This window comes from Arthrobacter sp. Y3224055, assembly GCF_059090825.1.
In genome coordinates, this window is record NZ_JBNHGB010000001.1 from 151,903 (window position 1) to 162,821 (window position 10,919).

Sequence of the window (10,919 nt, forward strand, 5' to 3'; positions counted from 1 at the left end):
CTTCATGTAAGCACGGCCTTCATGCCAGCACGGCGCCGGGATCCCCGGCGCTGTCGGTGTTCCGGTCGTCGATCGCGGCCAGCGCTGCCCGGACCTGGGCCGCCGCCGCTGCCTGCTCGGCCGCGGACGCCGTGACTCCGGGTGCCGCGGCCGCTTCAGTGCCGGCCTCGCCGCCCTCCCGTTCGTCGGCGGTTCCGGTGTAGTAGCGCGGGACCCGCTGGCTGACGCGGGTGACAATCTCGTAGTTAATGGTGCCGGCGCCCGCCGCCCAGTCCTGGGCGTCCGGGACGTCCCGGCCCGGCCCGAAAACGATCACTTCCTCACCCACGAGGTCTTCGGCGTCGTTGGTCCTCAGGTCCACCACGAACTGGTCCATGGCCACCCGGCCCACCACGTCATAGCGGCGGCCGCGGATGGACACCTGGACGTTGGCGGCGCTGCGCGGGATGCCGTCCGCATAGCCCAGCGGCACCAGCACCAGCGTGCTCGGCCCGGAGGTCAGGTAGCTGAGCCCGTAGGAGACGCCCTGGCCGCTGGGCACCCGTTTGCAGTTCGCCACCCGTGCGCGCAACGTCATGGCCGGCACCAGCCCGAGTTCCTCGGGGGTCTGCCCCTCGAAGGGCGAGAGCCCGTAAATGCCCAGCCCCACGCGGACCATGTCGAAGTGCGCGTCCGGGCGGCTGAGCGTACCGGGCGTGTTGGCCAGGTGGCGGACCTCCAGGTCCAACCCCGCGTTCTCGGCCACCGCTACGGCCTCGCGGAAACGGTCCACCTGCTCGTCCGTCTCCGGCCGGTGCGGTTCATCGGCGACCGCCAGGTGGGAGAAGACGCCGACCACCCGCAGCAGCCCCTGTTCCTGGTACTCCACGGCCCGGTTGACCAGGTCCTCCCAGAGCGCCGGCGGGCAGCCGTTGCGCCCCAGCCCGGTATCGATCTTCAGGTGCACGCGTGCCGGCCGTTCGAGCCGCCGGGCCGCCTTGACCACCGGCTCCAGTTCCCAACCGGACACGCCGACGTCGATCCCGGCCTCGATGCCCGCGGCGAAGTCCGTGTCCGGGGTGTGCAGCCAGGCCAGGATGGGCGCGTCGAGGCCCGCCGCGCGCAGGGCCAGCCCCTCGGTGAAGTGCGCAACGCCCAGCCAGGACGCACCGGCTTCCAGTGCGGCCCGGGCCACCGGGACGGCGCCGTGGCCGTAGGCGTCCGCCTTGACCACCGCCATCACCCGGGCCGGAGCCGCGACCTCGCGCAGGTGACGCACGTTGGCGCGGATGGCGGCCAGGTCAATGACGGCTTGGCGGTCATAGGGCAGCAGTGACGTTGTAGAGCTCACGGATCCATTCTCCCATCCGAAGCATGCTTCCGGCTGAAGGCCTGCGCCGCGGGGCGGAAGGCACCGCGTCGAACGTACAGCAGCGAAGGCACCGGCCGACGATCTTCGGCGCGGGCGCAGGTTCAGCCGCCTGGGCCTGTGGTTGGCCCATGCTGGCACAATACAAGCAAGGGCCGGGTCCCGGGCCGCGGGCGGCCGATCGTTATCCAATGTCAATGGTTCGGGGGGAGCAGTGGCAACACTTGCCATACTGGGCGGCGGCGGGTTCCGGGTGCCGCTGGTCTATCGCGCACTGGCCAACGGATCCGCGGCCGGCCTGGTGGACCGGCTGGTGCTCCACGACGTAGACGCCAGCCGGCAGCGGGCGATCGTCCGGGTGCTGGAGGATGCTCCCTTGCCCGGGGCCGGCCGGCCGCCGAAGATCGAGTCCGCCCGCGACCTGGATAGCGCCCTGGCCGGCGCCGACGTCGTTTTCTCGGCCATCCGTCCCGGCGGCACCCTGGGCAGGACGCTGGACGAACGGGTGGCAACCCGGCTGAACCTGCTGGGCCAGGAGACCACCGGCGCCGCCGGGATAGCCGCCGGCCTGCGCGCCGTCCCCGCCGCCCTGCACATCGCCAGGCGGATGAGTGAATTGTGCCCGGGCGCGTGGCTGATTAACTTCACCAATCCCGCCGGGCTGGTCACCGAAGCCGTGCTGCCGCTGCTCGGCCATCGGGTGGTCGGGATCTGCGACACGCCCATCGGGCTGGTGCGCCGCGCGGCGAGGGCCGCCGGGGTCACGCTGCGCCGCGGCTCGTTGGCGGGCGTGGATTATGCGGGCCTCAACCACCTGGGGTGGCTGCGCGGGCTGGAGCACGAGGGCCGGGACCGGCTTCCCGGTTTGCTCGGCGAGCCGGGGCGGCTCCAGTCGTTCGAAGAGGGCCGGATCTTCGGCACGCGCGAACTGCAGGTGCTCGGCGCCATTCCGAATGCCTACCTGTTCTATTACTACTTCCGCCGGGAGGCCACCCTGGCCCTGGCCGGCGCCGCCCAGACCCGCGGCGAGTCCATCCACGACTTGCAGCAGGAGTTGTACGCCAGGCTGCAGGCTTCCGGAACCCCCTACGCGGACTGGGAGGACGCCCTGCGCCGCCGCGAGGAGGGCTATCTCTCCGAGGCCCGCGAGATCGGCGTCTCGCGCGACGAACAGGACCTGGCCGCCGGCGGCTACGAGCAGGTGGCCCTGGACGTGATGCGCGCCCTGCTGTCCGGCGAGCGCACGGAGCTGATCCTCAACGTGCGCAACGCCGGCACCATCCCGCAACTGCCGGACGACGCCGTCGTGGAGGTTCCGTCGGTGGTGGATGCGGACGGCGCCCGTCCCCTGCCGGTAAAGCCGCTGACCCTGCACCAGGCCGGACTGATGACGCAGCTCAAGGCCGTGGAGCAGGAGGTCATCCGCGGCGGGCAGGGAGACCGCGCGGCGGCCCTGCGGGCCTTCATGATCCATCCGCTGATTACCTCCGGCCATGTGGCCCACCGCCTGCTCGCGGCCTACGAACAGGCCCACGGATACCGCTGGAACTGACCGGGCCTGATCGCGGCCCCGGCCGGCCGGCCGGTAAGGCCGGCCGGGCGGGGAGGCTGGTCCGCCGGCGCCGCACGTGGCAGGGTGAGGACATGCCCACCGAGGACGATGTGCGCCGCCTCTGTCTGGCCCTGCCCGGCGTCACCGAGCGGCCCAGCTGGGGCCAGCCCGCCTGGTTCGCCAAGTCGCTGATGGCGCGGATGTGGGAGCCGGGCGTGCTGACCGTCAAGTCCGACGAGCGCGACGCCCTGGCCGCGACGGCTCCGGACGTCTTCTTTTGGACCCCGCACCACGAGCGTTCCCGGCTGCTGGTGCTGATGCGCCTGGACAAAGTCGAACCCGGCCATCTCGAAGAATTGCTCGACGAATCGTTCCGGCTCGCCGGAGGCCGGCACCCCCGGGCCCGTCCGGGACGTTAGCGCGCCCCGGCGGGCTGCGCCTCGGCCTGCTCGGGCCGCCGGGCGTGCTGCGCCAGCTTGGCGCCTTCCACATCCACGTCCGGGAGCACCCTGTCCAGCCACGCCGGCATCCACCAGGCCGCCTTGCCGAACAGGTGCATCGCCGCCGGGATCAGCGTCATCCGCACCACGAACGCGTCCAGCAGCACGCCCAGGGCCAGCGCGAAGCCGATCGGCCGGACCATGGTCAGGTGGGAAAAGATGAACCCGGCGAACACGGAGACCATAATGATTGCCGCGGCCGTGACTACCTTGGCGCCGTGGTTGAAGCCGCTGACCACGGCGGCCCTGGCGTCCTCGCCGTGCGCATAGGATTCACGCATGCCGGAGACCAGGAACATCTGGTAGTCCATCGCCAGGCCGAACAGCACGCCGATCATGATCATCGGCAGGAAGCTCAGGATCGGCCCGGGGTCGTGGACGTCGAAGATGCCGCCCAGCCAGCCCCACTGGTAGATCGCCACCACGGCGCCGAAGCTGGCCCCGAGTGACAGCAGGAAACCCGCGGTGGCCAGCAGCGGCACCAGGACGGAGCGGAAGACCAGCAGCAGCAGGATCAGCGAGAGCCCGATCACGATGGCCAGATAGACCGGCATGGCGTCCGCCAGCTTGTCGGAGACGTCGATCTGCATCGCCGGCTGCCCGGTCACGGAGATCGCGACGCCGGTCTCCTGCTCGAGTGCGCCGGCCTGCGCCCGGAGGTTATGGACCAGCTCCTCGGTGCTTTCGGCCGCTGGGCCCTCTGCGGGAACGACCTGGAGCACGGCGGTGCGCCCGTCCCCGCTGGTGCCGGTCGGAACGGCTGCGGCGACGTGGTCCATCGACCGCAGCTCCTGCGATAGCCGCAGCAGCGCCTCGTCGGTCCCGGTCCCTTCCAGGCCCGCAGGGAGGTCGGCCACCACGATGAGCGGGCCGTTTATTCCCTCGCCGAAGCTCGCGCCCAGTTGGCGGTAGGACTGGTAGGCCGTAGAGTCCGCAGGCTCGGAGCTGCCGTCCGGCAGGCCCAGCCGCAGCTCGGCGGCCGGCACCGCCATCAGGCCCAGCACCGCCACGCCCGCGGCCAGCGCGAGCCACGGGTGCTTCGTCACCGTCTTGCCCCAGCTGCGCTTGGGGTCGTTGTGGAAGTCCGCCACCCTCGTCGTGGTCTCTGCGTCGGCGGCGGCCGGGCCGGGCAGGCCGGCCTTGGCCCATGCGCGTCGGGAGAGAATGCGCCTGCCCATGATGGCCAGCATCGCCGGGGTCAAGGTCAAGGCGACGACGACGGCGACCGCCACCGTTGCGGCTCCGGCCAGTCCCAGCACCGTCAGGAACGGAATGCCCGGCACCGCCAGCGCGGCGAGGGCGATGATCACGGTGAGCCCGGCAAAGAGCACTGCGTTGCCGGAGGTGCCGGTGGCCCGGCCGATCGATTCGATCAGCGGCACGCCGGAGAGCAGCTGGGTGCGGTGGCGGTTGACGATGAACAGGGAGTAGTCGATGCCCACGGCCAGGCCCAGCATCAGCGCCAGCACCGGCGAAACCGAGCTCATCTCGATGACACCGCTGAGCGCCATGGTGCCGCCCACGCCGACCCCGACGCCGACGATCGCCATCAGCAGCGGCAGTCCGGCCGCGATGAGCGTGCCGAGCATGAGCACCAGGACGGCGGCGGCGACCGCGATGCCGATGATCTCGGCGGCTCCGAACAGGCTGGAGATGTCCTCGACGATGTCCTTGCTGTACTCCGCCCGCAGTCCCGGCACCAGGCCGGCCTCGGTGACCTCCTGGACCTGTTCGCGGTCCTCCTTGGAAACCTCCATCATGCCCTGCTCGAACTGGACCTGGATGAACGCGGCCGAGCCGTCCCCGGATACGAACCGCAGCCCCTCGGAGGACTGCTGCCGCAGCTTCCCCGCCTCCAGATCGGCGACGCCTGACTCGTGCTCCGCCCGGCCGTCTGCCAGCTGGCGTTCGGCTTCCGCCAACCGGGCCCGTGCCGTTTCCAGCTGCGCCCGCTGCGGCTCCAGCCGGGCACGTGCCTGCTCGGCCATCGCCGCTTGGCCGGCTGCCTCCAGCTGCCCGATCTGCGCCTCGGCCGCCTTCAGCTGCTGCAGGCCCGGCTCCAACTGCGCCTTGCCCGCGTCCAGCTCGGCTTGGGCGTCCTCAAGCCGTTGCGCGGCGGCGTCGAGCTTCTCTTCGCCGACGGCGATCGTCCGTGGCGCATTGTCCAGGGCGGCCTGCAATTCCACCGGGTTTGTGGCGTTCTTGACCGCGTCCAGCTTCGTGAGGTCCGCGGCGATGGCCGCAATGGCGTCCTGGTGTCCCGCGGTGAACGCCCGACCATCCGCCGTCGTGAACACGATGGTGCCGAGGCCGCCCGAGGCGGCCGGCATTTTCTCCCGCAGGTCGTCCGCAACCGCCTGGGCGGGAGTGCCGGGAATGGTGAAGCTGTTGGAGAGGGTGCCCATGAAGGCAGCGACGGATCCGCCGACGGCGACCATGACCACCAGCCACGCGGAGACGAACCACCAGCGTTTCTGCGCGGCGAGCTTACCGAGTCTGTAGAGCAGTGAGGCCATGGGGTCAGTCCTTGGAGTGGGGGTTGAAGCCGCTGCGCAGCATGGTGAGGCTCTCGAGCAACTGCTGCCGGAAGGCCGACGGTTCGGGTGCCCCGCCGGCGGGGGTTTGGGTGGCGGCCATGCGCATGGCAGCCTGAGCGCAGGCGATCAGCGAACCGGCAAGCGCCGTGACCATGAGCTCGCCGGCGTTCTCCGGCAGCCGGGGGCGCAGTCCGTCTTCGAGCGACTGCCTGGCCTGACTCCAGGCTTGCAGTTGCACGCGCTCCAACTGGGCGTCGTCGATACCCATCTGGTAGATCTCGCACAGCAGCGCAAGCCGTCCCTGACTGATCTCCCCGCCGAAAGTGGCCAGGACCGCGTCCATGATCGGTTCGTCGTCCGGGCGCTCATCGAGCCGCTTAAAGGACTCGGCCAAAAATTCTTCCACCGGCCGCGTGACCGCCGCCTCGACGGAGGGGAAGTAGTTGAAGAAGGTCCGGCGCGAAACGCCCGCCTCTGCTGCCACCTGGTCCACCGTGAAGCCGCCCGGCCCCTGTTCCCTGGTCAGCCGCAAGGCGGCCGCGGTGATGGCGCCGCGCGTGGCCGCCTTGTTTCGTTCACGGAGCCCTTCCAGGGGAACCGCAGTTTCTGCGCTCATCGGGCCAGTGTAGGGACAAGTTGCACACCATGCAAAGTTGCCTCGTGTGCAGAAACATTTCAGGTGTGGCCGGGTCCTCGGCTAAATTAGTGGGGGTGCCCCCAAGGACACCCGATGGCACCAGTGCCGAAGCCAACTAGTCTCCTAGGACGTGCATGTCTCCGCGTACCCTGTTCCGTACCGTCGCCTTCGCCGAGGCGGTGACGTGGACGTTGCTGTTACTGGCCCTGCTCCTGCGGTCGCTGGTGCCGGAAGCACGCCTGGCGGTCAGTATCGCGGGCGGCGTGCACGGCTTTGTCTTCCTCTGCTACGTCGTCAGCACCTGCTTCACCTGGGTGAACCAGAGGTGGTCCGCAGGCCGCGGCATCCTGGCCGTGGCCTCCGCCGCCATTCCGTATGCGACGATTCCCGTCGAGAAGTCGATGGACCGCCACGGCCTGCTCGGCGACGTTTGGCGGCTCGGCGCAGGCGGTGACGCCCCGCACGGTACCCTCGAAAAGCTGCAGGCGGCGGTGCTCGCCCGCCCGCTGGCGGCCATCGCCGTCGTCATAGCAGCCGTTGCCGCCGTCTTCGGCTTGCTGCTCTACATGGGTCCGCCGGATACCTGGTTCGCCTAGAACCGGGTCACCACCGGACCACATCGGTGAGGAGCCGCCGGCGCCGTTTTCGGGCCTGCGGCTCCTCACTGCCGTTTTAGTGATGCTGTGGCTCAGGACGGTGGGGAGGTCCGGGAGATCCCCGTCCCTCCCCACCGTTAAGGCACCCCTGGCGGGATACCTACCTTAAGGGTGATCTCCTAGTGGTGGCCGTGGCCGTTGTCGTCGTCGCACCGGAACTTGACGCGGTCGCTCGACACCCATCCGTCGGCGCGGCTGTAGCTGACGGCCTTGTACGTCCTGTCGCAGCGCAGGTCGTCGCCACGGATGGTGAAGTCGCCGTCATGGGTCCGGACGTAGAAATGATCCACAACGCGGTCCCGCGAAACGTTGATGATCCACACGTGGACGCGCCTCGCTTCGTAGTCCTCGCCCCTTACCCGGTAATCGCCGTCATCATAAATGCGCAGCTTCAGGGTGGCGTCGTCGTCGTGGTGGTCGCCGTAATCGTGGTCGGAATGCGAAGCAGGTACGGCCACGCTGCTGGCACCGGCCGGTGCCGCTACGCCGATTGACGCGAGAAGTCCCAGGAGAACGCCGGTCATCATCAACCACACGCGCAGTCTTGCTGAAGTTTTCATTACTGAGAGTGCTTCCGTGCTTTTCCGGGAGGCCGGGAACGCGGAAGGCGCGTCCGCCTGTCATCGATGAGCGGCCTGGCGGGCCCCCCGGCTTCCTATCGCCGCTGCCGCTCACTGGTGCCGGAAAAAAGACGGGACTGCCCCCGGCCCAACAGTGGTTACTTGAGGTTGCCATCCCTCGGGAGGATCCTGCCTCCGGTGCCCCGCGCCGTGCCCCTGCGGTGCGGTCGGCACCCCTACAGCGTAGTGGAAACAGGAATCGCCGGGTACCCCGTCACGCGGTTTTTCCCCTGATCAATGAAATCCTCGGCCAGTCGGATCGGATACCGCATTTGGAGGCCTTGGCGCCCCTAGCCCTGCGGCTTCCAGATGTTGATGTCGGAGTCCACCGCGAACCGGTTGATCGCGTCTGCTTCCTCGGCCGTGAAGTCCAGTTTGGCCACGGCGGCGAGACTGTCCTCCAGTTGCTGCACGCTCGAGGCCCCGATCAAGGCCGAGGTGACCGGGGCGCCCTTGGCTTGCCGGCGGAGCACCCAGGCGATGGCCAACTGCGCCAGCGACTGGCCTCGGTCCGCCGCCAACTGGTTCAGCCCGCGGACGCGGTCCAGATTCTCGTCGGAGAGCATCTGCGGGAACAGCGACTTGTCCTGCGCGGCGCGGGAGTCACCGGGGATGCCGTTCAGGTAGCGGTCGGTGAGCATGCCTTGGGCCAGCGGCGAGAACGCGATGCAACCCATGCCTTCGTCTTCCAGGACTTCCAGCAGGTTCGGGCTGCCGCCTTCCACCCAGCGGTTGAGCATCGAGTACGAGGGCTGGTGGATCAGCAGCGGGGTCCCCAGCGCGCGCATGATCCGTGCGGCCTCCCGGGTCTGCTCGGGGGTGTAGGACGAGATGCCCGCGTACATGGCCTTGCCGGACCGGACGGCCTGGTCCAGCGCGCCCATCGTCTCCTCCAGCGGCGTGTTCGGGTCGGGCCGGTGGCTGTAGAAGATGTCCACGTAGTCCAGCCCCATCCGCTTCAGCGAGGCGTCCAGGCTGGAGAGCAGGTATTTGCGCGAACCCCACTCGCCGTACGGGCCGGGCCACATCAGGTAGCCGGCCTTGGTGGAGATCACCAGTTCGTCCCGGTAGGGCAGGAAATCCTGGCGCATGTGCCGGCCGAAATTGGTTTCGGCGCTGCCCTCCGGCGGGCCGTAGTTGTTGGCCACATCGAAGTGCGTCACCCCCAGGTCGAAGGCCCGGCGCAGGATCGCGCCCTGCACTTCGAACGGCTTGTCGTCGCCGAAGTTGTGCCAGAGGCCCAGCGAGACGGCGGGCAGCTTCAGCCCGCTGCGGCCCACCCGGCGGTAGGGGATGTTCTGGTACCGGTTCTCTGCAGCCTCATACGCCATCCCCTCATCATGCCATCGTGCGGCTACTGGTCCCTACCGGCAATGATCCTGCCCACAACCGCGGGGAGGGCGGCGCTGATAGCGGAGGCGGCCAGGGGCGCACCCGGTGACGACGGCGGCGACTCCCGCCCTGCGGGGCGGCCTTCCGTCCCCCGAGGCTGCGGCCGGGCCCGGGCCTCCCGACCGGCGCCGTCCCGCATGGATGCCTCCGTGGATGCCTCCGTCGCGGCGAGCCCGTGCAGGCAGGCGGCCATGGCAGCCACCACCGCCCCGTGCTCGGCCGCGGCGAAACCGGCCGCCTCCAGGTCTTCGGTCCGGACGGTCGCCGCGAGCGCGCCGAGGATCCCGGCCAGGGTGTCGCCCGAACCGGCCGTGGCCAGCCATACCGGGCCGTCGTCCTGGCTGAACAGGGCGCCGTCCGGGGCGGCGATCACCGTTACGGAGCCCTTGAGCAGGACGGTGGCCCCGGTGAGCCCGGCGGCCAGCGCGGCGAACTCCGCGGGGGCCGCCTCGATGTGCTCCCGGTCGGTCTCCACGCCCTGGGCGGAGAGGATGCGCACCAGTTCGCCGGCGTGGGGCGTCAGCACCACCCGGGGTCCCGGCTCCGCGGGCAGCACGTCGAAGGCACCGGCGTCGGCAATCACCGGCAGCCCGGACGCCAGGGCGTCCCTGGTGCGCCGGTGCTGCTCCGCGTCACCGTCGGTTCCCGGCCCCACCAGCCACGCCTGGACGCGGGAGGCGGCGACGGACTCCTGCGAGCAGACGGCTTCGGGGGTCCGCACGTTGATCTGGCGGCACACCTCGGCCGGGCCGAGGTAGCGGATCATGCCCACGCCGGTTGCCGTGGCAGCCTGGGTCGCGAGCAGGGCAGCCCCGGGATAGGACGCAGAGCCGGCGGCGACACCGAGCACCCCGCGGGTGTACTTGTGGTCGGTTCGGCGGGGCACGGGCCACAAGCGGGCCAGATCCTGTACCTGGAGCCGCCGCAGCCGCGGCGCCGGAAGGAGGTCCGCGATGCCTATGTCCACCGTTTCCACCCGGCCGGCGAGCGCCGCCGCGGGATCCAGCATCAGGCCGGTCTTGGCTCCGCCGAAGGTGACCGTGAGGTCCGCCGGCAGCACGGGGTGGTTCACCTCGCCGGTTTCGGCGTCGACGCCGCTGGGCAAGTCGCACGCCACGACCGGCGGGCGGCGGCGGCCCGGCTCCGGTTCGAGGACCGCTTGAACCAGCTCCCGGGCCGGTCCCCGCAGTGCCCCGGACGCGCCGGTGCCCAACATCCCGTCGACCAACACGTCGGCGGCACAACAGGTCGCGGCCGCCTCGCCGATGACCCGTGCAGCCTCCCGAAGCTGCGGAGCCTCACCAGCCTTCGGGGCCTGGCGGGCCGGGCCCTCGCCGGCTCCTTCCGCCGCCAGCCGCAGCACCGATCCTCCTGCCCTCTCGAACGCGGCCAGCGCCGCCGCATGCACCCGCTCCGAGGTGAGCACCGCCGTCGCCATGGCACCGCGACGGGCCACCGAGGCAGCGGCGAAGAGGGCGTCGCCGCCGTTGTTGCCGCTGCCGGCCAGCACCACCACCCGGGCGCCATAGACCCGGCCCCGGACGCGCTTCAGCTCCCGGATGACGGCGGCCGCAAGCCCGGCCGCGGCGCGGGCCATCAGCAGCGGCCCCTGCCCGGCGTCCAGCAGCGGCCGTTCGGCGGCGCGGATGTCCTCCGGGGACCAGGCACGGATCATGC

Annotated in this window: 9 protein-coding genes; 3 read left to right on the forward strand and 6 right to left on the reverse strand. The window is 70.3% G+C overall.

Annotated elements, in window-relative coordinates; all coding sequences use genetic code 11:
* Positions 1 to 19 precede the first annotated feature (19 nt).
* The gene (alr, locus tag AC5RTY_RS00695) at positions 20 to 1,330 is read right to left on the reverse strand and encodes an alanine racemase (protein ID WP_494049570.1); all 1,311 of its coding nucleotides are present in this window, start codon (positions 1,328 to 1,330) and stop codon (positions 20 to 22) included.
* 232 nt (positions 1,331 to 1,562) lie between these two features.
* Here alr and AC5RTY_RS00700 point away from each other — a divergent pair, with 232 nt between their 5' ends.
* Both AC5RTY_RS00700 and AC5RTY_RS00705 read left to right on the forward strand, forming a co-directional pair.
* On the forward strand, positions 1,563 to 2,900 hold the full coding sequence (locus AC5RTY_RS00700; RefSeq protein ID WP_494138803.1) for a family 4 glycosyl hydrolase: 1,338 nt from the start codon (positions 1,563 to 1,565) through the stop codon (positions 2,898 to 2,900).
* A gap of 92 nt (positions 2,901 to 2,992) precedes the next feature.
* On the forward strand, positions 2,993 to 3,319 hold the full coding sequence (locus AC5RTY_RS00705) for an MmcQ/YjbR family DNA-binding protein (RefSeq protein WP_494049569.1): 327 nt from the start codon (positions 2,993 to 2,995) through the stop codon (positions 3,317 to 3,319).
* Here the strand turns inward: AC5RTY_RS00705 and AC5RTY_RS00710 are convergent.
* A complete protein-coding gene (locus tag AC5RTY_RS00710) occupies positions 3,316 to 5,916 on the reverse strand; it encodes an MMPL family transporter (protein WP_494138804.1) in 2,601 nt (866 codons plus the stop codon). The two genes, AC5RTY_RS00705 and AC5RTY_RS00710, sit on opposite strands and share 4 nt — an antisense overlap.
* Before the next feature lie 4 nt (positions 5,917 to 5,920).
* Positions 5,921 to 6,553: a TetR family transcriptional regulator gene (locus AC5RTY_RS00715; protein WP_494049567.1), complete on the reverse strand. Its 633-nt coding sequence runs from the start codon at positions 6,551 to 6,553 to the stop codon at positions 5,921 to 5,923.
* A 155-nt stretch (positions 6,554 to 6,708) separates the two neighbouring features.
* On the opposite strand from AC5RTY_RS00715, the gene AC5RTY_RS00720 reads away from it, so the two are divergent.
* Complete coding sequence (locus tag AC5RTY_RS00720) at positions 6,709 to 7,170, forward strand: DUF3817 domain-containing protein (protein WP_494049566.1); 462 nt, start codon at positions 6,709 to 6,711, stop codon at positions 7,168 to 7,170.
* 179 nt (positions 7,171 to 7,349) lie between these two features.
* On the opposite strand, the gene AC5RTY_RS00725 is transcribed toward AC5RTY_RS00720, so the two are convergent.
* The 3 genes from AC5RTY_RS00725 to AC5RTY_RS00735 form a co-directional block, all read right to left on the reverse strand.
* Positions 7,350 to 7,790: a hypothetical protein gene (locus AC5RTY_RS00725; RefSeq protein ID WP_494049565.1), complete on the reverse strand. Its 441-nt coding sequence runs from the start codon at positions 7,788 to 7,790 to the stop codon at positions 7,350 to 7,352.
* A 350-nt stretch (positions 7,791 to 8,140) separates the two neighbouring features.
* On the reverse strand, positions 8,141 to 9,181 hold the full coding sequence (gene mgrA, locus AC5RTY_RS00730; protein ID WP_494012667.1) for an L-glyceraldehyde 3-phosphate reductase: 1,041 nt from the start codon (positions 9,179 to 9,181) through the stop codon (positions 8,141 to 8,143).
* A 23-nt stretch (positions 9,182 to 9,204) separates the two neighbouring features.
* A complete protein-coding gene (locus tag AC5RTY_RS00735; protein WP_494138805.1) occupies positions 9,205 to 10,917 on the reverse strand; it encodes an NAD(P)H-hydrate epimerase in 1,713 nt (570 codons plus the stop codon).
* Between the last annotated feature and the right edge of the window lie 2 nt (positions 10,918 to 10,919).